Origin of the sequence: Nosocomiicoccus ampullae (assembly GCF_001696685.1) — a bacterium.
GTDB classification, from domain to species: domain Bacteria; phylum Bacillota; class Bacilli; order Staphylococcales; family Salinicoccaceae; genus Nosocomiicoccus; species Nosocomiicoccus ampullae_A.
On record NZ_MBFG01000001.1, the window covers coordinates 56,861 to 83,049 of the forward strand.

Here is a 26,189-nt window from a genome sequence, read left to right on the forward strand (position 1 = left end):
AATTATGCGATTTACAGTTATCTCAAAAAACGACGAAAAGTCAAAGTATACACGCGAGTATTTAATTCAAGGGATGAAAAAACGCGGTATGGAAGAAGATAATATACATCCGGAAATTATTATCTCCGTCGGTGGCGATGGAACGTTACTCGGTGCGTTTCATATGTATCAACATTTATTAAAAGAAACGATGTTTGTCGGTGTCCATACTGGAAACCTTGGATTTTACGCAGACTTTCATCCAGAAGAAGCGGACCTGTTAATAGACTTAATAGACCGTGGGAAATTTGTTGAAACAGAATTCCCATTAGTCGCTGTTACAGTAAATACAGATGACGGTGAAGAACGTCATCTCGCGTTAAATGAGACGACATTAAAAATGGTACAAGGGTCGACGCTTGCGGTGGATGTTGGTATCGGTGGGAAACATTTTGAAAAGTTTAGAGGAGACGGTATTTGTGTGTCCACACCGTCTGGTTCTACAGCATACAACAAGTCACTGGGTGGTGCGTTAATTCACCCGTCATTTCGATCGATTCAACTTACAGAAATCGCATCGATTAACAACCGAGTATTTAGAACGATTGGTTCATCGATTATTTTACCGAGCCATCACACGTTAAACGTGTATCCAAATAAAGCAGATACGCATTTACTGACAATCGATCACCTACATTTTCAGAAAAATGGTATTCGTTCAATTGAATATCAAGTGGCAGAGGAAACGATAAAATTTGCCCGTTTTAGACATTTTCCATTTTGGCATCGAGTCAGGGAGTCGTTTATATCAAGTGAGAGGTGAGTAAGATGTCAGTTGAAACAGAAGAAAAAGACTACACAAAACATGTGGAAGACATAGAGATAAAAGCAGCATATGATAACTTGATTATGCTGTTAGAACAAGAATCTTATGAGCCGTTTCGAGAAGAGTTTTTAAAACTCCACGAATACGAACAAGGTGAGTTCTTCAGTCTATTAAATGATGAAGATAGAGAAAAATTATATCATTTACTCAGTCCAAAAGAAGTGGCGGATTTCTTTGACACGCTATCTATTTCGAATGAGGAAATGGAAGAGATTTTAACAAGTATGGACGCGAGATACGCTGCACAAGTACTCGGTGCAATGCAGTACGACAACGCAGCGGACATTATGAACTTCTTACCAAAAGAAGTCATGATGAGCTTCTTAGCACTAATGAAAAAAGAAGACCGCGAAGAAATTCGTATATTAATGAACTACGAAGATGATACTGCGGGAGGTATCATGACGACGGAGTTCGTCTCAATCGACAGTGAAATGACTGTCCATGAGGCGATGGTGCACTTAAGGAAAGTAGCTCCAGATAGCGAGACGATCTACTACTTATTTGTCACTGATATTAACAACAAACTCGTCGGTATTATTTCGCTTAGAGATTTAATAATTGCGGATGAAGACGAATATATTGGCGATATTATGAAAGAACGTGTCATCTCGGTAAATGTCGCAGACGACCAAGAACAAGTTGCGTACATGATGAGAGACTATGACTTCTTAGCAGTACCAGTTCTAGATTATCAAGAACACTTAGTCGGTATCATTACTGCCGACGATATCATGGACGTTATCCAAGAAGAAGCAGAGGAAGACTACTATAGACTTGCCGGTATGAGTGATGAAGGGTCACCACTTGACGATTCATCATTTACAGCAGCTAAAAAGAGACTTCCATGGCTCATTGGTTTAACGCTTATGGGTATGATTACCGCGACGATGTTATCTACGTTTGAAGAAACGCTTGAAAAAGTAGCGTTACTCGGAGCGTTTATACCGATTATCGGTGGAATGTCAGGGAATGCTGGGACGCAAAGTTTAGCGGTCGCTGTCCGTGGACTTGCTACAGGTGAAATTAAACGTGTGAGCCTATTAAAACTTGCGATTAAAGATATTCTTACAGGTATGATGACAGGGTTCACTTGCGCGGTATTACTATTCATTATCATTACGATTCTATTCGGACAACCTGTCGTCGGAATTATTGTAAGTATTTCATTATTTGTAGCGATGACATTTGCGACGTTGTCTGGAACATTTATACCGATGGGGATGTCAAAGTTTGGAATTGACCCTGCAGTAGCAAGTGGTCCGTTTATTACAACATCGAACGATATTATTAGTTTAATGATCTATTTCTCACTCGCAAATGCATTAATGAGTGCTTTAGTATAGATTTTCGTTGCATTTTTTTGAGAATCAATTTAAAATTAGTAGTAGGTACTAATAAGAATGGGGGATTCTCATGGATTTAAAAGGTAAAACATATGTAGTAATGGGTGTTGCGAACCAACGTTCAATTGCTTGGGGAGCAGCGCGTGCATTAGACAAAGCGGGAGCGAATATCGTATTCACGACGTTAAACGACCGTTTTAAAGATCAAATCGAAAAGTTAAAAGGTGAACTCGAAGGCGACCATGACTTCATGGTAAACTGTGACGTTACGTCAGACGAAGACGTTGAGCGTGCATTTAAAGAAATCGGTGAACACACAGGTGGGATTGATGGTGTGTTACACGCAATTGCATTTGCGAATAAAGACGAGTTAAAAGGTGGATACTCTGAAACATCACGTGCAGGATTCCAACTTGCATTAGACATTTCAGCATATTCTCTTGCGATCGTTTCAAAAGAAGCGAAGAAAATCTTAAACCCAGGTGGGTCAATCGTAACGATGACTTACTTAGGTGGAGAGCGTGCACTTCCAAACTATAACGTTATGGGTGTTGCGAAAGCGGCATTAGAAGCAAGTGTTAAATACTTAGCACTTGACCTTGGTGAAGATGGATACCGTGTAAACGCGGTATCAGCTGGTCCAATTCGTACGTTAAGTTCATCAGGAATTGGTGAATTCAAAACGATTCTTAAAGAAATCGAAGAACGTGCACCATTAAAGAGAAACGTCGACCAATTAGAAGTTGGTAATGCTGTAATGTTCTTATTATCAGATTTAGCATCAGGAATTACAGGAGAAGTATTACACGTCGACTCAGGATATCACGCAATGGCATAAAAATTAAGCTAAGACCATCTGGTCTTAGCTTTTTTATCTTTACACTCCATAAAAGAATCTAAGTGCGTGTTCAATTTCTGGTTTCCACGTCTTCCATATATGGCCACCGTCTAGCTCTTTATACTCGTATCGTTCTGGAATTGAAAAGAGCACTTCGTTTAATTCGCGGTTTGGATCTAAGAAGTTCGCTTGTCTGCCTGTAATTGTTATGAAATCTTGCTCTTCAAGTCCGATTGTATGGTAAAGATGAATGTTTTCAGTGCCTTCTCTTTCGATAATTTCATTATAAAATTCATCAGTAACCTCGGGACTAAAAGCGAGAACATTTTTAAACATTTTTGGGTAATTAATCGCGAGTTTAATACTGAAACTACCCGCTAAGCTTTCACCCATTAAAGCTCTACTGTCGCGATTTTGAATTGTAGGAAACGTATCGTCGACAAACGGAACAAATTCTTTAGCTATAAATTCCATAAACTCGTCTGTATGTTCACCTTCTGGTTGGAAGTGATGGTTACGCCACTCGACACTCGGGTATGGGATTCCGACGATAATCGCAGCTTCTATCTCACCATCTTTAAAAAGTCGTTCGTAAATACGATTGATTTGACCGTATTTAAAAAAGTCTTGTGAGTCAAACGTATAATAGACATTATATTTACGATTTTCGTCAAAATCTTTTGGTATATAGTACTCGAACATAATCGTTTCGTTTAAAATATTGGAATGTATTTCATTGTTATGAATGCCTGTTGTAAAATCCATTGTTATCTCCTTTTTATATATAGTGTAACGTATTTACAAAATATTGCAGTTAATCAGGATAATTCTTTCAACTATTTCTTGCATTCAATGATATAATAAAAACAAGTTTCGAAAGGAGACAAGTCTATGCTGAATAAGATTTGGTTTCAAAGTGGTGTAGCGCTGATTATGACGCTCATCATTATATACATGACAGTGAAAGTACAGTATATATTTGTACCGTTTTTCCAAATCATTGCGACAATTTTCGTACCTGTACTACTTGCTGGCGTCTTATTTTACATTACGATTCCAATTCAAGAATACCTAGAACGCCATAGCGCACCACGCTGGCTATCGATGACTTCTGTATTTTTAATTATTGCAATCGTTCTAACTGTATTATCAATCTCAGTTATTCCGGTAATCACTGAGCAAGTTCAAAACTTAATTACACGTGGACCGCTCATTCAACGTGAAATTCAAAGCTTCATGAACACAGTAATTACTCAAAGGGACCGTTTACCGTTTGAAGTAAATTTAGATGAAATAACGAATCAAGTATTTGAAACAGGGTCTACGATGTTTAGTAGCGTCGTAGCGAATGCATTTAAAATTATAATGAGTACAGTATCGATTGTGATTTCACTTATTTTAGTACCATTTTTCTTTATCTTTATGTTAAAAGATCACGAAAAATTTGTACCGACAATTACACGTCCATTTACAGGTCGTTTTAAATTATTTTTACTCGATACGATTAAAGATATCGATAAAACACTCCGTGCATTTATACAAGGACAAATGCTCGTGTCGTTTATATTATGTATTATTTTATTTATCGGTTATCAGATTATCGGTTTAGATTACGCACTATTACTCGCGGTGTTTGCGCTATTTATGAACGTCGTACCGTTCGTTGGACCATGGGTCGCATTTTTACCAGCAGCGATTTTAGCGCTCATTCAAGATCCAATTATGTTCATTTGGGTATCACTCATCACACTTGCAGCGCAGCAAATCGAGTCGAATATCATTACGCCAAACGTTATGGGTCAGCAACTTGCGTTACATCCTTTAACAGTTATTACAATTGTACTTGCAGCAGGAAATATCGCAGGATTCTTAGGAATTTTAATTGCGATTCCGACATACGCTGTTTTAAAATCCATCGTTCAAAACATCTGGCGTTATAGACGTGATTTAAGTCAAACGTTAATAAGTGACGTTAAAGTACCAAAACAAAAGTATTAAATAGCTTAATCCTCTCCTGTACTCGATATATAGAGCAAGGAGGGGATTTTTTTGAATCCAATTAATACTTTAAAGAAACATAATTTTAAAATGACGAGTAATCCGCATGCGATGACGCCGTTTGGATTTAGAAATTATATTGTGAATGGATTTAATTATGACGCGTATTGTGGAGGGTTTCACAGAGCGTATGATTTTGCAAAACATGACGGTGCAGCGATTCCTGCAGTGATGAGCGGGGTCGTCGTACAAGGGACGAGTAATTACGGAAATTTTGGTGGAACAGTCGTAATTGCAAACAAAGCACTTGGTTACCAAGTAATATACGGCCATTTAAAGAGAAATTTAATCGTGACAATCGGTCAACATGTGAAGTACGGTGAAACAATTGGATATCAAGGAGATACAAACAATTTAAATGCACCTATGGCAAGCCATCTTCACATTCAGTTTCAGCGATATGGGTATTTAAAAGAAAAAGATTTTGTATGCAATGGTATTAGTGCATACGATATTGATTTAAGAAAAGATCGATATTTTAACGGGATATTTATCCCGAAATACAATATGAACATTAGAAATAAACCGAGCTTAAAAGGGGAAGTTATTTCATCTGCACAACCGAATGATAGATTACAGTTTAGAACAGTAACTTATAAAGACGGACACTATTGGTTAAAGTTAAATATTGGATATGTGTCATCTGGTACTCAACAAAATATTTATGGTCATTTTAAATAAAAAAAGGCTTCAAATCGTTAAGATTTGAAGCCTTTTAATTATTTACGACGACCGTTATTTCCGGCACCGTCATCAATTTCTTTTAACATTCTGTTAATTGTAACTTGGTTGAACATTTCAACGACGAAAATTACAATGAATGCATATACAACAGCAAATCCAGCTGGTAAGATCGTCCCTTTGACGACAGTTAATACAAGTGCAGGAAGCAATACTGCAGCAATGTATAACACGAGCATCATAATACGATTTGACTCGATTTGATCTTGTGCTTGTTTAATTCTTGACGCAAACTCACGTGTAACAAAACCTACGTCAGCATCGTTTGCTCTATCAGTATCGTAAACGCGAGTAACGACTGGTAAGTTCGTATACTTATCTGTCTCATAACGCAGATCCATGTGATCATTTGGCCATCTTAATGCTTCAAAAAACTTCATTGTGTGGTGTCTCCCTTTCAATATCCTATTAATACTTTAATTATAGACAATTTTTCACAATTTATAAAGACAATTCGAAAATTATTTCACAATTTTGACATAAAATTGTCAAAACCTATTTATATCTTCTTTAAAAGGTGTACAATTATAGTTATCTATTCTGTTTTTGCAGATGAAAATTATTAAGGAGTGAGGATTATGGCGGATGAGAAACAATTCTCAAGACGTGATTTCCTAAAAACAACGGGAGTAGCTACTGGTGGTATTATCGGTGGTAGTTTACTTGGAGGTTTAATCGGATTTAACCTCGATGGTAAATCAAGTGACAGTTCAAAAGATTCTAGTGATCAAGGCGGTGGAGATAGCCACGGTGGTCACGATGGACACGGCGGCGGAGGCGGTATGTTCGACGTACCAGACAAAGGTCGTGTGTTCTTTGAAAACGACGCAGATTTTGCAACGATTGAAGCGGCAATGGAAAGAATCTTCCCAGAAACTGACGTTGGACCAGGAGCTAAAGGGCTCGGTGCAGCATACTTCTTAGACGGACAGCTCGCTGGAGCATACGGATTTAACTCAAAAGAATATATGCAAGGACCTTTCCACGAAGGACTTCCTACTCAAGGGTATCAGTCAAACTTAAACCGTGCAGAATACTTCAGACTCGGTGTTAAAAAACTTCAAGAAGAAGCAAAAAGTCGTCACGACGAAAGCTTCTCTCAACTCGACGAAAAGAAACAAGATGAAATTCTAAAAGACTTCCAAGAAGGTGAAGTTGACTTTGGTGTACCAAAATCAACAGCAACGTCAAGTTACTTCTTTACGATGCTACGTTCAGCAACTCTAGAAGGTGCATACTGTGATCCGATTTATCACGGTAACAGAAACATGGAAGGCTGGAAGATGAAACAATTCCCAGGCCACCAGCACTCATACTTAGACGTAATTGAATCAGACGAATTTATGGACATTGAACCATTACCAAACTTTGGTTAAGAGGAGACATATTAAATGGCGAAAGAACTAGAAAAAGTAGATGTACTCACAGTCGGAGCCGGCTGGACAGGGGGCATTGTTGCAGCAGAGGCAGCAAAAGCAGGATTAAAAGTACTCAGTCTTGAAAGAGGTAAAGAAAGAGGTACAGCAGATTATCAACACGTACACGACGAATTAAAATATGCGATTCGCTATGAGTTAATGCAAGACACTTCTAAAGAAACTCTCACATTTAGAAACGAACCAGATCAAAGAGCGTTACCAATGCGTCAACAAGGATCATTCTTACTTGGTGATAACGTTGGTGGAGCTGGAACTCACTGGAACGGGCACGTTTATCGTTTCTTACCATATGACTTTGAAATCGCAACTCAAACGAAAGAGAGATACGGTGAAGAAAGACTTCAAGAAAAAGACGGATACCGTTTTAGAGACTGGGGTATTACGTATGATGAGTTAGAACCATATTTTTCACAGTTTGAACAAACAGCGGGTATCAGTGGTACAGTAAACCACTTCGAAGGTAAAAGAAGTAAAGACTATCCAAACGGTCCAATGATTAAAACTCGAATGATGAAAATGTTTGAAGATGCTGTAAATGATATGGGGTACCACCCATTCTTCTTACCATCAGCAAATATGTCAGCAGCATACGAAAACCCAGATGGTGAAAAGTTAAATCCATGTCAATATTGTGCGTTCTGTGAGCGTTTCGCGTGTGAATACGACGCGAAAGCAACGCCAGAAGTAACAGTATTAAAAACAGCACGTCGTCATGATAACTTTGAACTTCGTACACACTGTAATGTCGTAGAAGTTTTAACTGATGACAAAGATAATTCAAAAGTTACAGGTGTTAAATACGTTGACACACTTACGAAAGAAGAATTCATTCAACCTGCAGATATCGTCGTATTAACGAGTTATGTATTCAATAACTATAAACTACTTGCGGTATCTGATATTGGTGAACAATACGATCCAAAAACTGAAAAAGGTACGCTAGGTCGTAACTATTGTTATCAGACGTTTGGAGGCGCTAGAGGATTCTTCGATGAACAGTTCAATGTTTTCATGGGTGCTGGTGCTTTAGGTATGTCAATGGATGACTTTAACGGAGATAACTTCGACCATGAAGACCTAGACTTCTTACACGGTGGAAATATTACAGTTGCTCAATATGGTTCACGACCAATCTTAACGAACCCTGTTCGTAAAGGAACACCTTCATGGGGTGCGGAATTTAAAGACGAGTCTATTAAACAGTATACGAGATCTATATCAGTATCTGGACAATGTGCATCAAGCCCACATAAAGACAACTACTTAGATTTAGATAATGACTATAAAGATGCATTTGGAGTACCACTCGTAAAACTGACTTATAACTTCACAGATATGGATAGAAAGAGAACAAAATATCTTGCTGATAGATGTGGAGAAATCTTAGAGAAAATGGGTGCAAAACAAGTAGACGTTGATGAAGAGCCAGGCGATTACAATATCGTACCTTATCAATCAACACATAACACAGGTGGTACTACAATGGGAGACGACCCTGAGACTTCAGTTGTTAACAACTGGTTACAACACTGGGACAGAGACAACCTATTCGTAGTTGGAGCAGGAAACTTTGCACACAACTCTGGTTACAACCCAACAGGAACAGTCGGTGCATTAGCATACCGCTGTGCAGAAGGTGTTATTAAGTATCATAAAGATAAAAAACGTTTAGAGAAGTAAATTAATTTATATGAGACTGTAGATGTTTTCTACAGTCTTTTTTCTTTATCGTCAACGAATAGAGATACAATTTAACGCAACACGCAATTGCGTAAACGACTATGCAATTAATTTTACGCAAATCAAAATTTACGAGTTTTTTCATCTGAAAGACAGGTCGGAAATGTATCAGAGGTGCCGTTAGCACGTTTAATTTAACGCAAATCGCTTTTGCGTAAAAGGGTAGTTCATCTATTTGACGATTACACCGTTTGCGTCAACGAAACAGTGCCCCTTTTAACGCAAATCTCTTTTGCGTAAAAAGATGAAAAACAATTTAACGCAACACGCAATTGCGTAAACGACTATGAAATTAATTTTACGCAAATCAAAATTTACGAGTTTTTTCATCTGAAAGATAGGTCGGAAATGTATCAGAGGTGCCGTTAGCACGTTTAATTTAACGCAAATCGCTTTTGCGTAAAAGAGTAGTTCATCTATTTGACAATTACGCCGTTTGCGTGAAATAAACAGAGGTCCGTTTAACGCAAATCCCTTTTGCGTAAAAAGGTAATTCATCTATTTAACGATTACGCTGTTTTGGATCAACTATACGCAGGTTAGAAAATAAAACCGCTTCAATCAGCTACAACCACGTTTATAATCTTTTATATCAACACAATGTGTACTATAATAGATAGATGATTTAATGCGTTATTTTTAAAAATTCGTTGATTGGATTAGGTGGTACATATTTATGTCTAACAATGATGAATATAAAGAAGTACAAGTGAGACGAAAGCGTAAAAAGCTAACTCAAGAAGATAATATGGCGCCTTTAATGGACCATATTCTCGATTTAAGATCTGTCGTTATTAAATCAGCAATCACTGTCGTTTTATGCTTTATTGTGATTTTTGCGACGGTCGGTTGGTGGTTTCCATACGTGTCAAAGGGTGCGAATATTGTCGTATTAGGACCTTTTGAAGTGATTCGTTTTTACTTACAAACATCTGGTGCGATTAGTGTTGGGTTATCTATACCATTTATTTGCTGGTTTATTTGGGGCTTTATGAAACCAGGACTCGTCGAAAAAGAGACGATGTTTATTAAAAGTTCGTTACCAGGAATGTTAATTTTATTTATAGCAGGTTTACTATTTGGATACTTTGTCGTTCACCCGGTCGGTTATTTCTTTTTAATTTCACTCGGAGAAAAGAACTTTGAAGTAATTGTTACTGCAGATGAATATATGAGATTTTTATTAATGACGACAATTCCTTTTGGGTTAATATTCCAACTGCCTGTTGTCATACTATTTTTAAACTATATAGGATTATTAAATGCAGAAACGATGGTCGCTATAAGAAAATACGTTTACTTTGGACTGTTAGTTTTAACGGCGATTATTATGCCTCCAGACGTATTCACACATTTAATAACACTAACGCCAATGATTGTGTTATATGAGATTAGTATCGTACTTATAAGACGACGTGAAAGACGTCAACAAAAACGTGCAGAATAAATACGCCTCTAGGGGCGTATTTTATTTTTATTAATGTATAATTAAATCAAACCGTTAGAGGTGAGAATATGAAAACTGAACAACTAATTTCATTACTAAAAATAAAAGAAATATATGGGACGTTACCGGAAGATGTATTCGATATTACAATCGACTCTAGAGAAGTATCTGAAGGAACGATATTTGTCGCGTTAAAAGGTGCAACGACAGACGGGTTTGATTATATCGATCAAGCGATTGAAAAAGGAAGTAGGATGATATTATCAGACCGAAATAGGGAATTACCTGAAGGCGTTGGGTTATTAAAAGTGAAAGACCCAGTAAAAGTGTCTGCGCTTTTTGCAGAATACTTATATGACTTCCCGCATGAAAGTATGACGATGGTCGGTGTCACTGGGACGAATGGTAAGACGACTGTTTCAACGATGATTCATAACTTAAGTATGAGTATGAATAAAAAGAGTGCATACTTAGGAACGAATGGATTTATGATTAACGAAGATACGTATCCATCGTTAAATACGACTCCTGAAACGACTCGTTTGCATAAAAATTTTAATGAAGCGGTAAAAAAAGAAACTGAAGTATTTACGATGGAAGTGTCGAGTCACGCACTAAAGCTTGGGCGTACGTTTGGTGTGGATTTTGATATTGTGATATTTACAAATTTAACACAAGATCATTTAGATTTTCATGGCACGATGGAAAACTACGGGTTCACTAAAGGGCTACTCTTTTCTCAACTCGGTCAAGATTTAAAAAAGACAAAATACGTCATATTAAACAATTCTGATCCGTGGTCAAAAGAATATGCTACGATGACACCTTATGAAGTGATTTCATATGGACTAGATGAAAGTGCAGATTTTTATCCGACAGATATTAAAGGGAGTTTAGAAGGAACGACATTTACGTTACACACGCCAGACGGTGAGTTTTATGTAGAGTCGCCATTTGTTGGGGATTATAATATTGAGAATTTAATGTGTGCGATAATTAGTGAATGGCTACAAGGATACGACTTAAATGATGTGATTGAAGCAATTAAGCAAATGAAAGCTGTATCTGGTCGTTTAGAAGTGTTAGACAATGAATTACCGATTCATTTAATCATCGACTTTGCACATACGCCAGATGCGTTAGAAAAAGTCATTCAAACAATTCGTCCGTTTAACGATGGTAAATTGATTACAGTGTATGGAATGACTGGTGAAAGAGATTATTCAAAAGCCGAAGAGATGGGTCGTATTGCGAGTCTGTCAGATTATGTCGTAATCACTGTTGATAATCCGGGTAATGACGATAAAAACATGTTAATTGATATCGTCGAAGAAGGGATGACACACGATAATTACACGACAGAAATCGACCGTGAACAAGCAATAAAAATCGCTATAGATTATGCTGAACCTGGAGATACTGTGTTTCTTGCAGGAAAAGGACGCGAGCCGTATCAAATTATGGAAAATCATATTAAAGAACCGCATCGCGATGATTTGATTGCATTAAATTTTGCGTATAAAAAATATAACTTTCCAGGATATGAAAACTAATAATAGATAGAATTGAATTAAGGAGATTGTATGGGACTTAAAGAAGAAATCAATAAAAGAAAAACATTTGCGATTATTTCGCACCCGGATGCCGGGAAAACGACGCTAACTGAGAAGCTATTACTATTCGGTGGTGCGATTCGTGAAGCGGGTGTCGTTAAAGGTAGAAAGACAGGTAAATTCGCAACATCAGACTGGATGAAAGTCGAACAAGAGCGTGGAATCTCAGTAACGAGTTCTGTCATGCAGTTTGATTTTGACGGATATAAAGTAAATATTTTAGATACACCTGGACACGAAGACTTCTCAGAAGACACGTATCGTACACTAATGGCCGTTGACAGTGCTGTTATGGTCATCGACGCAGCAGAAGGGATCGAACCTCAGACGTTAAAACTCTTTAAAGTAGCAAAAATGCGTGGGATTCCAGTGTTTACATTTATCAATAAACTTGACCGAGTCGGGAAAGATCCGTTTGAGCTTTTAGAAGAAATCGAAGAAACGTTAGATATTGAAACGTATCCGATGACGTGGCCAATTGGTATGGGACCAAGTTTCTTTGGGATTATTAATCGACGTACAAAAGAAATTAATCCGTACCGTGAAGAGACGATGTTAAAGTTAAACGACGATTACGAATTAGAAACTCCACATGACATCGAAAAAGACTCTGCATTCCAAGAGTCGATTGAAGAATTTATGCTCGTTGAAGAAGCAGGAGACGCATTCGATGAAGAAAAAATTGTGGCAGGAGATTTAACACCAGTATTTTTTGGTTCAGCATTATCTAACTTTGGTGTTGAGGAATTTTTAGATACGTTCGTCGATTTTGCACCGAGTCCAGAACCACTTGAAACAAAATCAGGTGAAATGATCGATCCAACAGAAGAAGAATTTTCTGGATTTATCTTTAAAATTCAAGCGAATATGGATCCAAAACATCGAGATAGACTCGCATTTTTACGTATCGTATCCGGTCAATTTAACCGCGGCATGGAAGTGAAATTACAACGCACAGGTAAAAAACAAAAGGTCACGCGTGCGACGATGTTTATGGCGGATGACACAGAAACTGTAGACGTTGCGTATGCTGGAGATATTATCGGGTTATACGATACAGGTAACTATCAAATAGGAGATACGCTAACATCTGATAAACATATTGAATTTAAAGAACTACCACAATTTACGCCAGAACTATTTATGAAAGTTTCTGCTAAAAACGTGATGAAGCAAAAGCACTTCTATAAAGGTATCGAGCAACTCGTTCAAGAAGGTGCAATTCAGTATTATAAGACGATTCATACGAATCAACCGATTATCGGCGCAGTCGGTCAACTTCAATTCGAAGTATTTGAGCACCGTATGAAAAACGAATATAATACAGATGTCGTAATGGAACCAATCGGCAATAAGCAAGCACGTTGGATCGAAAACGAAGAAGATATCAGAGAGCAAATGGATACACAGCGTTCTACACTTGTGTATGACCGTTACGACAACAAAGTATTTCTATTTGAAAATGATTTTGCACTGAGATGGTTTAGCGATAAATACCCTGAAATCAAATTATATAGTTTACTTTAATCAAATAAAACGCGTATAATAATGTCAATGAATAATATATGGGGAGTAACGACTAGTTTACTAGTAACACATCGTCATTACGGCAAATCGCCCGGTGTGTTAAGCAATATTTATTGTTCTGTGAGACCATAGTAATTAGACAGTGTCTATTTGCTGTGGTCTTTTTTATATTTAAGGAGTGAAGAAATGGATTATGCTATATTATTAGAATACGCATGGGTACTTATTGTACTTGTCGTATTAGAAGGTTTACTTGCAGCAGACAATGCGGTTGTACTTGCGGTTATGGTGAGACATTTATCGCCAAAAGATCGTAAGAAAGCACTATTTTACGGGTTACTCGGAGCGTTCGTATTTAGAATGATTGCGATACTATTACTCGTTTGGCTCGTACAATGGTGGTTTGTCCAAGCGTTCGGTGCGTTATACTTATTCTACGTATCGATTAGTCATTTAAAAGATATATATAAGCATAGAGGTCGATCAGAAGAAGAAATTGACGCATTAATTGAAAAGAACGAAAAAAAGGGTTCAGGATTTTGGATGACTGTACTTAAAGTAGAAATCGCAGATATTGCGTTTGCAATCGATTCGATTTTAGCAGCTGCGGCAATTGCACTCGCGTTACCACAAGTCGGTGGAGATTTCTTCGGAGTAAACGTGGGTCAATATACAGTGATGTTAGTCGGTGGTTTACTTGGAGTTATTATTATGCGTTTCTTTGCGAACTGGTTCGTAAAATTACTTGCCGAACGACCAAGTTTAGAAGTCGCAGCATTTACTATCGTTGGTTGGGTTGGTGTTAAGTTAGCAGTGTTAACACTCTCGCATGAAGCAGTCGGTATTTTACCAGAGACTTTCCCACATTCAACAATTTGGAAATTAACATTCTGGGCAGTAATGCTTATCATTATCCTAATCGGATGGTTTGCTGGTGGTAAAAAAACAGATGTGAAGGATGATATGAATGCGCAATGATGATAGAAGAGAAAGTTTTGACGAAAAATATAGACGTCGCACGCACGCTTTAGATGAGCACGATACAGTTCAATTTGAAAAGATCGATGATGATGATTTAAAAGATGATGTCAAAGACGAGCATGTTGATGAAAGAGAAGCACCATCTCACGATGATTTCCGTGAAGAACATGAAGTACCTAAAGAAGATACACCTAAACCACGCGCTAAACGTGAGAAATCATCGTTCTTACCCGGATTACTCGCTGGTATTATCGGTGCGATTTTAGTCGTTTCGTTGTATCACTTTTTATCTAACGACTCAAACAACGCAGATGATGTCGTAAACAACACAAAAGACACAGCAGAAGTTCGTCAAGAAATTGAAAGTAAACATGAGGACAAAGTGATTACAGATACAATTGTCGCTGTTGAAAAAGCAAAGCCTGCAGTCGTATCAGTCATTAACTTACAAAGCCAAACGAATTTATTTGGTAATGAGTCGTCACTCGCTGAAGCGGGAACTGGGTCTGGAGTCATTTATAAAACAGATGACGAATATGCTTACGTTATTACAAATAATCACGTAATTGATAAAGCAACTGAAGTTCAAGTAAACACTTCTGAAGGTGACAGTGTTGAAGCAGAGATTCTCGGCACAGATATTTGGACAGACTTAGCAGTTTTAAGAATGCCAAAAGGTAACATAACTGATGTAATCGAATTTGGAGATAGCGATAAATTACTCGTCGGTGAAGAGGCAATCGCAATTGGTTCACCACTCGGTGATATGTTTAGTGGATCTGTATCTAGAGGAATTGTATCTGCATTAGATAGACGTGTACCGGTTGATATTGATGGAAACGGTACGGATGACTGGGAAGCGGCAGTACTTCAAACAGATGCAGCTATTAACCCAGGTAACTCTGGTGGTGCACTCGTAAATAGTAAAGGTGAATTAATCGGTATTAACTCGATGAAAATTGGTTTAGAGAATGTCGAAGGTATTGGTTTTGCGATTCCATCAAACGATGTTAAAGCAATTGTTTCAGAGTTAGAAACTGGTGGAGAAGTGGATCGTCCTTTTATCGGAGTTGGCTTGCTCGACTTATATTTAATTAGTACGAGCGATCAACGTAACTATTTAAAATTACCGAGCAATGTTAAACAAGGCGTCGTTCTTTCAAGTATTGAACCAGGTTCTCCAGCTGAATATGCAGGATTAGAAGAATTAGCGGTCGTTACGAAATTAGATGACACTGAAGTCAATAACGCGATGGAATTTAGACAATATTTATATGGCAACAAAAAATCAGGCGACACGATTACTGTAACGTATTATTTAGACGGTAGACAGTATGAGACTGACGTCCAGTTATAAAAAGATTTTAAACGAGCAGTAATGCTCGTTTTTTTTATATTAAAATAAATTGAAAGATTGATTTAATAGGCGTATAGTATGTCTAAAGGAGAGATACTGTGTGAAAATAATCATTAATTTATTAGACCGTATGAGCCCGCAACGCTCCATTTTTGTTTATTATTTAGGCGCGTTAATTGTTTCTACGTTACTCATGCAACTGCCATTTTTCTATAATGAAGGTACATACATATCATTTATGGATACGTTATTCGTCACAGCTTCAGGTATCTCTGTTACGGGTCTTACGACGGTAAATATTGTCGACACGTTTAATACGTACGGGATTATTCTCCTAATGTTCATACTCAACCTCGGCGGTATTGGTATTATGGCGACGTCGACGTTTATATGGATTTTACTCGGTAGAAAGATCACATTAAGAAACCGAGCAGCAATCATGGTCGACAACAACCAATCCGCAATTGCAGGTGGGGTACAGCTCGTTTTAAATATCGTGTCTTTACTGTTTTTAATCGAACTGATTGGTGCAATTATTTATACGTCAGTGTTTTATTATTTAACCGGTTCGTTTAAAGATGCACTCCTTCAAGGGACGTTTTTATCAGTATCTGCGACGACAAACGCTGGATTTGATTTATATCATCAATCGTTGATCGGACATAGTACAAACTTCTTTCTTACGGTTCCAGTAATGTTCCAAATCGTTCTCGGAGCGATTGGATATCCTGTATTAATCGAAGTGAAAGAGTTCTTTAGTCATAAAAACCCTCACTTTAGATTTAGTTTGTTTACGAAAGTGACGACGACGATGTATGCGTTACTTTATGTAATTGGTACAGTGTTTTATTTAATCATCGAGTGGAATGGTCCGCGTTTTCAAGATTCATTTATTACTAAAATGACGAACGCCTCGTTTATGAGTGTATCGTCAAGAAGTGCAGGAATCGTTATCGAAGACCCGTCGTTACTAAACGAAGCCACACAGCTTGTTTTAAGTATGTTAATGTTTATCGGATCATCACCATCCAGTGCGGGTGGGGGGATTCGTACGACGACATTTGCGATTTTGTTACTGACAGTAATTGCATTTGCAAGAAGTAAAGAATACCCGACGATATTTAAACGGACGATCGCAAAACAAGATGTTGAACGCGCATTTGTCGTGTTCGTCATGTCAATTGTTTTACTATTTTTAGGAATATCCGTCATCACGTTTGTTGAAGGTGACAAACATAGTTTAATGTCTATCATCTTTGAAGTATCGAGCGCGTTCGGAACGTGCGGGATGTCGATGGGCATAACAAATGACTTACAGACAAGCAGTGAGCTTATATTGATTGCACTGATGTTTATTGGCCGTGTCGGTTTTGTGAGTTTCTTATTAAGTTTTGGTAGCAAGAAAAAGACGATAATCAAATATCCGACAGAGCATTTAACAGTCGGTTAGAAATAAGAATAAAAAGAAAAAAGGCGTAAGCATTCGAGCTTACGCCTTAATCATTATTTTTTGATTGTATATCGTTTATGGTTTACTACTGTCTTTTCAAAATCTTCGTTTTCGTTCCAGTCCTCGTTTATTGTAATGTCGACGATGACTGAATTTTCATTGATTTTTTCAACTTTACCAAGCATGCCATCGAACTCAACAATATCTCCGATTTCTGCTGGTACAATTTCTACTTCGTCTTTGTTCTTACTCATCGTAACCCCTCCAAATAATCATTATACTATTATACAATTTTCAACTATTTTTCTCAATAGAAGTGTGTATACAACGTTTTTCTCGCTTGTTTTCTTATGTTTTTTGCTGTTGATAAACTCACCCCTAAATGTTTGGCGATCTCAACGAGTGCATATCCATCAATCGTCATAAGTAGCCATGCATATTCTCGCTCAGTTAGTTTTTCTTTTACACCGATTAAATACAAATTCGCATCGATAGAATCGATAGGGATCGTATCTAGAACTCCATCTTCTGTCACTTGATATCGCTCTAATCGACGTGCATTTTTTCGAATTTCATCGATTAAACGTTGATAAATCATCGTGTAGACAAATTGTGATTCTTTACATATGGACTCGTCGTGCTTGTTTAACGCTTCGTAAACCGCTAATCGGCCAATTTGCATATACTCATCTCGGTCATATAAAATGTTCAGCCTGTTAATAATTGAAGCAATCATCGGTTCATACGATATAATCTTTTCCATTGTGACTCCTGTAAGAATCGATTCTTAAATTATTTCCGGATATGTGTAATGTACCGGGTTTTTAATCGTTCAAACAGGCGCCTTAATTAACAAAAGTTAACCTTAACTATAATAATAGTTAACAATGTAATGTATTTAAACATGAAATGATGTATAATTCGTTCTAATACTATAATTTTAATGAAAGAGGACTTCCTATGAAAGGATTGCCATATTTTACAAGAGACGTTAAATATATAGAACCGATTTATGATCCAACATATATGTGTCAGGCTGTATCAGAATCTGGTATCGTTCAATATAAGAAATCGTCGGAAAACTGGTTAAATGAGTATTTAACATATTTTTATGCGACGAATCTATCTGCAATACGTAAACATGTTCAATTGAATTTCAACATCCATCGTATGATACCGATTTGTGTGGATCTCGAATATCAATTTATTATGTTTCCGTTAAATTCAAATAAAAATAAGAACGTGTATTTTATTAATTTGGCTAAAGTATATCGGTGTATAAAACGTGAAAGTGGTACGACGATTGAGTTTATATGTGGAGATACGTTAGATGTCGAAATTTCATATAACCAATGTGAAAGTCAGTATGTAAAAGCGACGCAAATATATGACAGGTACGTGAAGTTTAGACATTTTAGAAGAAGATATTTAAGCGCAGAAACTAAAAAAACAATGTATAATATAAACTAATGACATGATGCGAAAAGAGGGATAGTATGGAAATTAAAGTCAAAGTTAAAGATAGTACGCATCAATTACAAATTTTTAAATATAAATTATCACTTGATCAAAAAGTAAGAGATTTGATTGCGTTGTTAACAGACGATTTACCATATTTAACACATGAAGTATCTAAGCTAACATATGGTGAGTATTCGTATAGCGAATTGTATGAAATGAAGTTAAATAAGTTGTTCGATGCTTTAAATAAAGCGAAGTTATCGTCAGATGATTTAACGCTAGAACTCTCAATTTTAGAAAGTAAAGATAAAAATATCGCACACTTAGATTTAGACTATACACAGTTTATTAAAATGTCAGATTTATATATCGATATTAAAAAAACATACCGTGTACCGAACAGTACGATCTTTTATATCCAACAAAATGGAGAGCAGTACGTCATTCGTAAAGAAGAAAACCATTTAGAGTTTTATAGTTTTAGACAGCAATTTGACGAAGCGTTTAAAGAAGACGATAGACTCCCATTTTTTGCGATTGAGTATAAATCAAAAGATGAAATGTCTCAAAAAGACATTCATTGGATTAAAAAATATCGATATCCTAAAAAAGAAAAAGAGAATCCGTTTATCCATATCGAAGTCGCTAGAATATCACAAAGTATATTAGACGATATTACACGACTGATTCATAGGTTATACACGATTATTGGGCGTTTTGAACGCGGAAAAGTTCCATTTACTGAGGTCGATAAATTGCCAACGTATATAGAACAAGATGGAAAAGTTACGATTGGTTACGTTCCGATTCTACAACTCGAACGTATTTTACAACAAAAAAAGAGCCCGAATAATTAAGAAAAAAGTTTAAAAATCATGTATGATATAGATAAGACTGAAAGTAGTGAAAGACATGATTAAAAGGGTAGTACATTTACTTGGAATTCCGTTTGTAAATACGACACATGAACAGTTTGTAGACGAACTAAAGAGACGTCTTGAGCAAAAAGAAAAGACGTTCGTCGTAACAGCAAACCCAGAAATTTTAATGAAAACAAAAGAAGATAACGAATTTCAACATGTCGTTAAACGTGCGGATTATGTCACGCCGGATGGTATCGGAGTTGTATTACTTTCAAAGTTAAAAAGACGTCCGCTAAAAGAGCGAATTACCGGGTTTGATTTAACGGTCGATTTACTGCAATATGCCGATGACGAAAATTTAAGTGTGTATTTACTCGGTGCAAAAGAGTCTGTCAATAAAGAGGCGGCAAAACAAATTCAATCGACTTATCCGAATTTAAATATTGTCGGCAGACATCACGGATATATCGATATTGATGATGAAAAAATTCATGATGAGATTTATGAACAGTCACCAGATATCGTATTCGTCGCGCTCGGTGCACCAAAGCAAGAATTATTCATCGATCGTCATATTAAAAATGCACAAAAAGGGCTATTCATCGGTGTTGGTGGAAGTTTAGACGTCCATGCGAAAGCAGTGAAACGTGCGCCAGATATTTGGATTAAATTAAACTTAGAATGGTTGTACCGCATGATTAAACAACCAGAACGCATTAAAAGAAATATTAAAGTGTTTAGTTTTATGATAAAAACACTACTAAAAAATGATTAAACGTTAAGGAAGATTCTATGTCAAAACGTAATGTATCAAGTAAAGATTTTATATTATTAGCGAGTATATTAATTGGTGGAATAGTTGCGTCGTTATTTACGTTGTTTTTTATTGATAATCAGTACAACGCGACTGCTGAATTTAACGTGCATACGGAAGAATCAGTAGATCCAGGAATTTATGAGGCGATTATTAAATCTGATAAAGTCGTTACAAAACTAAAAGAACAAGAGAACATTACGCTTCCTGTTCAAAAATTAAAAGAGAAGATTACTGTCACGTATAACGAAGATTCAGATACTTTAAAAGTTTCGGTAAGTTTAGACAATAGACGCGACTCTATACTGATCACAGAGAGCCTTGCACAAATCGCTACTGATGAAATAGAAACATTTGTACAAGGGAGTACAGTGGAGTATGTGACAGCTCCAGATGACGGTGTAGTAGAAGACAAGTCACATAAAGTTAAATTAATCTACGTTATTGTTGGGCTTATTATTGGATATTTTGTTGGTACGTTAATTGACACATTTCAAAAACCACGTGTCGGCAAACGTAAATCAGCGGAATCAGATTATACGGTACTTGGTTCGATACCAAAATATTAGTGTAAGTGAGTGATAATATATGTTAGACAATAGAAGACATATCGTAGTGAATGAGCCAGAAAGTGATGTCGCTTTAAAATATTTTAATATCGCAGACCGTATTAAATATTACACACAAAACAAGCAACGAGTGTTATTATTTGCATCTGAATATCAAAAAGAAGGGGTTACGACAATCGCAACTAACGTTGCGATCGCTTTAGCACGTAGGGGCGCTAACGTCGTATTTTTAGATGCAAATTTAGACGACCCGACAATTCACGACACATTTCACGTTCAATTAAGAAGCGGTATTACAGATGCGATAGCGACTGACAAAAGCATACTATCAGTGACGTATGACACACCAGTATATGGACTTTCTATGATTCATGTTGGGCTACAAACGTCGATTGGCAACGAAGTGTTTCTATCGAGTAAATTTAAATATATAATTGGAACGTTAAGAAATAAATTTGATTATTGTATTATTGATGCTGGCATGAGAATGTATGACGCGGCGAATGTCGATGCAACAAAAGAAGCAATCGATGCGGCGGTGATTGTAAAAAATAAGGAACGTCATATCGTTCAGTCAAACGAACTGGCTTCACGACTAGAAGAAAGTGGAATAGAGATTTTAGGTGTCGTCAATAATTTTGATGAAAGTTAAAGGTGAATATGTATGAGTCGATTTACAAATTATTTCTCTAAACATGTAAGAGAACGATTTATAAAAGAAATTGAACTCATCGATATTAATAGAAGAGGGGGCGACTTTATATTCACTTATAAAGTCCTCCCGTTTATTAATGTTCGGGTGATTTCAAATTATAATGCGACTGTTTTAATTGATGAAATAGAACATGAAGTTCCGTGTGAATATAATAACGATCATATTACAGTGCGTATATCTGAAACGTATTTTAACCATGAACCGGATAATTTATCTATTCAGTTATATTCATTTAATAAACCAATGCGTATAAAACGAAGTAAGGAACTTAAAGCGCGTACTCAATATTTTGTGAACAATAAACTATATAACATTAAAGTAAAAAGAGATGTACATATTTCTAAACGATATATGACGTTAAACTTTACTGATGAAACACAACTTGTAAATGACGCGAACGTATTAAAAGATTCTTTAGTGTTAACGTTTAATACGAAAGTGGACAAAGATTCTGTACTCTTTTTAAGTTATATTCATAAGTTCGTAGAAATACCGACGACGTTAGTTGATGATTATACGTTAAAAGTAACGGGGCTAGAACAACTTACAAACGGTGAAGCGGTATTTTATATCGCTCAAAAAGAAGATGTTTATTTATTAAAAGGCAAATTAAAAGAACAAGAACTTTTTACTGAATATTATTCGTACACACTTAAGACAGAGCCGGAGTTAACGCTTGAAGTTAAAGAGCATGTGATCGTGCTCGAATCATTTTACGTGAGTGAAATAAAAGATAACGTCGTCACAGTCAATATTCAATTAGAAAAAGATATGTTAATCAATCAACCGAAATTAAGTATCTTTAACCCGAGGCTTGATACGTCGGTGGATATCGATTTAACAGATCAATTACGATGTGATATACCAATTGGAGTGCTGATTGACGGATTTACAAATAAAAAAATCAACTTTATAAATGATGGTATCGTGTATCAACTTGATATTCGATATGCAAAAATTACCGATGATATGGTCGGTAAACATCTTCATGACAATGAGTATCTCAACACTCATTTTTATAGAAGAAAAGACAACTACTTAGGTTTTAAAGTATCTCGTCCACGTATAAGAAGACGTATGACATCTATTAAAGACTTTACGTTTAAAGGTTTTATGAAGGGGAGAGAGTCGTTCTCTAATGCTGAGAACGTCATTATATTTGAAGATCGTATCAGTCAAAAAACTGTCGAATATCCAGTAGACGATAAATTTAAAATAAAAGTAGTACCTGAAGATATCATCAATTTGATGAGTCGTGGTAAGACAGTGATTGATATTTACGTCGGTATGAGAAATGAAGACGGCGACATCATCGCAAGGGAAAAAATCCCATACAAACATTCAGATTATAAAAAAGATGATTTTTACGATTTAAAAATTGTCCAAGAAAAAGACCGAGAAGTTTATTTACTCGTGACGACAACACCATTTAACAATTTAAAAATCGAAACATTTGTTGTACCAAAATCAGTCAACACGAATGTCACGCGAGACAACAATATATGGTTACTCGGAGAACGTACAGATACTGCACAAGAAAATGGATATGCATTGTTTAAATATTTACAAGACAAACAAGTCGAAGCGTACTACGTGATAGACGGAGAATCTAAAGACTATGAAAAGATTAAAGACGAAAAAAACGTACTCGTTTTCGGTAGTGATGCACATTACGACATTAGTTTAAGAGCAGGGGTATTACTATGTACGCACGATTTTGAAAATATTTTACCGTACAAACCAGCGAAAGAATTCTTTAACTATGGTGATACTTTTAAAGTGTTTCTACAGCACGGTGTACTCGGTAGAAAACCAGCTGAATATCATAAAAAATACTATGAGGATCCGTTTGATATATTTATCGTATCGAGTTCAAGTGAGAAGTACGACGTCGTCGTTGAAGAGATGGGATACGATGAAGATGAAGTCATCGTTACAGGTCTTGCACGATTTGACCAATTACCGATTGGCAAAAAAGGGAAAGACATATTACTTATGCCGACGTGGCGTGACTGGATTAACACTGACGAACGATTTTTAAACAGTGAGTATTATCACCGTTATAAAAATTTAATCGAAAACGAACGCCTTCATGAAGTACTAAAAAAATATAACGTCAAATTAAATTTCTACCCGCATTATCGTGCACAGCAGTTCTTTACAAAAGAGCATATTGAAGCGACAGATAACATTGAATTTATTACGCTAGGAGAACGTACTGTACAAGATTTACTCATTGAACATGCGTTACTCATTACAGATTTTAGTAGTGTAAGTTTTGACTTTACAATGATGAAAAAACCAGTAATATACTATCACTTCGACGAAGATCGATTCTTTAGTAGAGGGATATTACGACCTGTAAATGAAACATTTTTAGGAGATATCGCGGAAACAGAAGAACTTCTGATTAGCTATATCGAAGATTCGATTAAACATAACTATGAAAATAAAGTAAAAGATATTAGTGGCATTATTAAATATCAAGATCAACATAACTGTAAACGTATATATGAAGCGGTGGAACGAAAAAAACTCTAACATTTTTGTTAGAGTTTTTTTATTACAACTGTTTAATCATATCGATATGTGGGATGTTTGCGTCTAAATATTCATCGGAAAAATTTTCATAGCCGAGTTTGTTATAAAATTTAATCGCGTGAGTTTGTGCACCAAGTTTTGCCCATACGTAACCTTGTTGTCTCGCATGAATATGAACGAACGTCATTAAGTTATGTCCGAATCCGAGCTTTCTATATTCTTTTAAAACAGCCATTCTTTCGACTTTAATTGTAGAATCATCAAGCACTCGGTAACGTACTGTACCGGCTGGTTCATCGTTAAATAGTAAAATGATATGAACGCATTCTTCTTCGTACTCATCTAATTCTAAATCAGCTGGAACACCTTGTTCTTCTACAAATACTTTATTTCTAATCTCCACGCAATCATCGTAGTATTTCTTATCATCTGTAATATATATATTCATAATAGACACTCCTAAAAAAATAATGACTAGGCAGTACCTAGTCATTATATAACACTATTCATAATTCTCTCTATCATCACGCTCAGGTGGGAAGTATTCATCTCTTGGGTTTGTACCTGGATCGTAATAATAATCGTCGTCATATGACTCATCTAAATTTTCTTCTTCTGTTGGTTCAGTGTAGTCTTGTCCGTCAGGTTGACTAACATCTGTGTCGCCTTCATTGTCTTCATAGTTTTCTAATTGTTCTTTTGGAATGTTAAAGCCGTCACCATACTTACTTTTATATGTTGGATCGGCGAAAAACGGTATATCTTCGCCTTCGAGTTTATAGTTATTAATAATATCTTCGCCGATTAGTACTGTTGGGTTTAACCAGTAGGATAGGCGAATATTTGCGAAGTCATTGACGTCTGGTGCTTTTAAATCAAGAATTTCTCTTAATGTTTTGCTTAGTACAAATAAGTGTTCTTCACTTGGTTTGTAGTAATATGCACCAGTATATCCAATATAATCTTCACCGAGTAATCTTGTTGTTTCAAATTTAACATCATTACTTGCAAAATATTTTGCTAAGTTTGTAATTTCATTCATCGTAAAGTTATGTGTGACATTTTCAGATACAACATCGACGAGTTTATCGATTTTTGTAATTGCACCAGTAGATTTTGAACGATTCATAATCGCCTGAATCATTTGCATTTGACGTTCACCACGTCCAAAGTCTGAGTCTACTCGGCGACTTCTAACTACTGCAAGTGCCTCTTCACCATTTAACATTTGACGACCTTTTTTAACTTTCGTTTTACCTGAATCATCTCGGTTAGGTTCTTCCATATCAAAAGGTACGTCGAACTCAACACCACCAAGTGTGTCTACAATATCCACAACAGAGTCAAAGTTTACACGAATGTAAAAGTCGACAGGGATGTTGAATAAGTTTTCAACTGAATCGACAGCTCCTTCAATTCCGCCGAGTGCATGTGCGTGGTTGATTTTGTCGAATGCTTGTTCATCACTAATTAGACTTAGCGTATCGCGAGGGATGTTGATCATTTTAATGACGTTACCTTCACGGTCAAACGTAGCTAAAATCATCGTATCCGTTCTAAATTCATCTCTTTTTAATTGTTCTTTTTTAGCACGTTTTTCGTTTTCGTCAATTCCTAATATTAGTACTGTAAAACTATCTTCGATATCTACTTCTTCACCATCTTCACGAAGTTTCGACTTATCCTCTAATCCGGAAAATGAAGAGTTTACTCCTTTGTTGACTGTATAGTATATATAACCACCATAAGCGGCCCCAGCAATGCCGAGTACTAAAAGTATGACGAAAATAATTTTAAGGAATTTTTTCATAGTAATCTCCGAAC

The 26,189-nt window shown here is 36.4% G+C and carries 25 protein-coding genes; 19 read left to right on the forward strand and 6 right to left on the reverse strand.

The genetic code is table 11. The features are described from left to right. Window positions 1-4: 4 nt before the first annotated feature. The 3 genes from BBS29_RS00285 to fabI all read left to right on the forward strand — a co-directional run bounded on the left by BBS29_RS00285 (window position 5) and on the right by fabI (window position 3,049). Window positions 5-802: an NAD kinase gene (locus tag BBS29_RS00285; protein ID WP_068127875.1), complete on the forward strand. Its 798-nt coding sequence runs from the start codon at window positions 5-7 to the stop codon at window positions 800-802. A gap of 5 nt (window positions 803-807) precedes the next feature. Further along, window positions 808-2,211: a magnesium transporter gene (mgtE, locus tag BBS29_RS00290; protein WP_068127877.1), complete on the forward strand. Its 1,404-nt coding sequence runs from the start codon at window positions 808-810 to the stop codon at window positions 2,209-2,211. A 70-nt stretch (window positions 2,212-2,281) separates the two neighbouring features. Next, window positions 2,282-3,049: an enoyl-ACP reductase FabI gene (gene fabI / locus BBS29_RS00295; RefSeq protein ID WP_040929324.1), complete on the forward strand. Its 768-nt coding sequence runs from the start codon at window positions 2,282-2,284 to the stop codon at window positions 3,047-3,049. 39 nt (window positions 3,050-3,088) lie between these two features. On the opposite strand, the gene BBS29_RS00300 is transcribed toward fabI, so the two are convergent. After that, window positions 3,089-3,814 carry an alpha/beta hydrolase gene (locus BBS29_RS00300; protein WP_068127880.1) on the reverse strand — a complete coding sequence of 242 codons (726 nt, stop codon included), beginning with the start codon at window positions 3,812-3,814 and terminating at the stop codon, window positions 3,089-3,091. A gap of 126 nt (window positions 3,815-3,940) precedes the next feature. Between BBS29_RS00300 and BBS29_RS00305 the strand changes: the two genes are divergently transcribed. Together BBS29_RS00305 and BBS29_RS00310 are read left to right on the forward strand one after the other, a co-directional pair. Next, the gene (locus BBS29_RS00305) at window positions 3,941-5,047 is read left to right on the forward strand and encodes an AI-2E family transporter (RefSeq protein ID WP_068127883.1); all 1,107 of its coding nucleotides are present in this window, start codon (window positions 3,941-3,943) and stop codon (window positions 5,045-5,047) included. A 51-nt stretch (window positions 5,048-5,098) separates the two neighbouring features. Continuing rightward, the gene (locus BBS29_RS00310; protein WP_068127887.1) at window positions 5,099-5,788 is read left to right on the forward strand and encodes a peptidoglycan DD-metalloendopeptidase family protein; all 690 of its coding nucleotides are present in this window, start codon (window positions 5,099-5,101) and stop codon (window positions 5,786-5,788) included. A 38-nt stretch (window positions 5,789-5,826) separates the two neighbouring features. Here the strand turns inward: BBS29_RS00310 and BBS29_RS00315 are convergent, their stop codons facing one another. Then, window positions 5,827-6,228 carry a hypothetical protein gene (locus tag BBS29_RS00315; RefSeq protein ID WP_068127890.1) on the reverse strand — a complete coding sequence of 134 codons (402 nt, stop codon included), beginning with the start codon at window positions 6,226-6,228 and terminating at the stop codon, window positions 5,827-5,829. 195 nt (window positions 6,229-6,423) lie between these two features. Here BBS29_RS00315 and BBS29_RS00320 point away from each other — a divergent pair, with 195 nt between their 5' ends. From BBS29_RS00320 to BBS29_RS00355, 8 genes are all read left to right on the forward strand, one after another. Further along, complete coding sequence (locus BBS29_RS00320) at window positions 6,424-7,224, forward strand: gluconate 2-dehydrogenase subunit 3 family protein (protein ID WP_373554029.1); 801 nt, start codon at window positions 6,424-6,426, stop codon at window positions 7,222-7,224. A 15-nt stretch (window positions 7,225-7,239) separates the two neighbouring features. Next, complete coding sequence (locus BBS29_RS00325; RefSeq protein WP_068127895.1) at window positions 7,240-8,967, forward strand: GMC family oxidoreductase; 1,728 nt, start codon at window positions 7,240-7,242, stop codon at window positions 8,965-8,967. 736 nt (window positions 8,968-9,703) lie between these two features. After that, the gene (gene tatC, locus BBS29_RS00330; protein ID WP_068127898.1) at window positions 9,704-10,474 is read left to right on the forward strand and encodes a twin-arginine translocase subunit TatC; all 771 of its coding nucleotides are present in this window, start codon (window positions 9,704-9,706) and stop codon (window positions 10,472-10,474) included. A 68-nt stretch (window positions 10,475-10,542) separates the two neighbouring features. Continuing rightward, entirely contained in the window at window positions 10,543-12,027 is a 1,485-nt protein-coding gene (locus BBS29_RS00335; protein ID WP_068127901.1) for a UDP-N-acetylmuramoyl-L-alanyl-D-glutamate--2,6-diaminopimelate ligase, read from the forward strand. Window positions 12,028-12,057: 30 nt separating this feature from the next. Continuing rightward, entirely contained in the window at window positions 12,058-13,614 is a 1,557-nt protein-coding gene (locus BBS29_RS00340) for a peptide chain release factor 3 (protein WP_068127904.1), read from the forward strand. A gap of 186 nt (window positions 13,615-13,800) precedes the next feature. After that, a complete protein-coding gene (locus BBS29_RS00345; RefSeq protein WP_068127907.1) occupies window positions 13,801-14,592 on the forward strand; it encodes a TerC family protein in 792 nt (263 codons plus the stop codon). Beyond that, window positions 14,582-15,952 carry a S1C family serine protease gene (locus tag BBS29_RS00350; RefSeq protein ID WP_068127912.1) on the forward strand — a complete coding sequence of 457 codons (1,371 nt, stop codon included), beginning with the start codon at window positions 14,582-14,584 and terminating at the stop codon, window positions 15,950-15,952. Before BBS29_RS00345 ends, BBS29_RS00350 begins: the two co-directional genes overlap by 11 nt. Window positions 15,953-16,052: 100 nt before the next feature. Further along, window positions 16,053-17,402 (forward strand): TrkH family potassium uptake protein, encoded by a 1,350-nt coding sequence (locus BBS29_RS00355; RefSeq protein WP_084778755.1) that lies wholly within the window; start codon window positions 16,053-16,055, stop codon window positions 17,400-17,402. Between the two features lie 53 nt (window positions 17,403-17,455). Here the strand turns inward: BBS29_RS00355 and BBS29_RS00360 are convergent, their stop codons facing one another. Both BBS29_RS00360 and BBS29_RS00365 read right to left on the reverse strand, forming a co-directional pair. Next, window positions 17,456-17,629 carry a DUF2187 family protein gene (locus BBS29_RS00360; protein WP_102167279.1) on the reverse strand — a complete coding sequence of 58 codons (174 nt, stop codon included), beginning with the start codon at window positions 17,627-17,629 and terminating at the stop codon, window positions 17,456-17,458. Window positions 17,630-17,709: 80 nt separating this feature from the next. Next, a complete protein-coding gene (locus BBS29_RS00365; RefSeq protein ID WP_068127916.1) occupies window positions 17,710-18,165 on the reverse strand; it encodes a sigma-70 family RNA polymerase sigma factor in 456 nt (151 codons plus the stop codon). Window positions 18,166-18,362: 197 nt separating this feature from the next. Between BBS29_RS00365 and BBS29_RS00370 the strand changes: the two genes are divergently transcribed. From BBS29_RS00370 to BBS29_RS00395, 6 genes are read left to right on the forward strand one after another with little or no spacing between them, the layout of a single operon-like run. Further along, entirely contained in the window at window positions 18,363-18,872 is a 510-nt protein-coding gene (locus tag BBS29_RS00370) for a competence protein ComK (protein ID WP_068127919.1), read from the forward strand. A 26-nt stretch (window positions 18,873-18,898) separates the two neighbouring features. Further along, on the forward strand, window positions 18,899-19,720 hold the full coding sequence (locus BBS29_RS00375) for a hypothetical protein (RefSeq protein WP_068127922.1): 822 nt from the start codon (window positions 18,899-18,901) through the stop codon (window positions 19,718-19,720). Between the two features lie 55 nt (window positions 19,721-19,775). Further along, window positions 19,776-20,501, forward strand: coding sequence for a WecB/TagA/CpsF family glycosyltransferase (locus BBS29_RS00380; protein WP_068127925.1), 726 nt, complete (start codon window positions 19,776-19,778; stop codon window positions 20,499-20,501). A gap of 17 nt (window positions 20,502-20,518) precedes the next feature. Then, window positions 20,519-21,109 carry a hypothetical protein gene (locus tag BBS29_RS00385; RefSeq protein WP_068127928.1) on the forward strand — a complete coding sequence of 197 codons (591 nt, stop codon included), beginning with the start codon at window positions 20,519-20,521 and terminating at the stop codon, window positions 21,107-21,109. A 19-nt stretch (window positions 21,110-21,128) separates the two neighbouring features. Then, window positions 21,129-21,761, forward strand: coding sequence for a tyrosine-protein kinase family protein (locus BBS29_RS00390; protein WP_068127932.1), 633 nt, complete (start codon window positions 21,129-21,131; stop codon window positions 21,759-21,761). Between the two features lie 12 nt (window positions 21,762-21,773). Then, on the forward strand, window positions 21,774-24,365 hold the full coding sequence (locus tag BBS29_RS00395; protein ID WP_068127935.1) for a CDP-glycerol glycerophosphotransferase family protein: 2,592 nt from the start codon (window positions 21,774-21,776) through the stop codon (window positions 24,363-24,365). A 22-nt stretch (window positions 24,366-24,387) separates the two neighbouring features. On the opposite strand, the gene BBS29_RS00400 is transcribed toward BBS29_RS00395, so the two are convergent. Both BBS29_RS00400 and BBS29_RS00405 read right to left on the reverse strand, forming a co-directional pair. Beyond that, the gene (locus BBS29_RS00400) at window positions 24,388-24,813 is read right to left on the reverse strand and encodes a GNAT family N-acetyltransferase (protein WP_068127938.1); all 426 of its coding nucleotides are present in this window, start codon (window positions 24,811-24,813) and stop codon (window positions 24,388-24,390) included. Between the two features lie 54 nt (window positions 24,814-24,867). Further along, the gene (locus tag BBS29_RS00405) at window positions 24,868-26,175 is read right to left on the reverse strand and encodes an LCP family protein (RefSeq protein WP_068127941.1); all 1,308 of its coding nucleotides are present in this window, start codon (window positions 26,173-26,175) and stop codon (window positions 24,868-24,870) included. Between the last annotated feature and the right edge of the window lie 14 nt (window positions 26,176-26,189).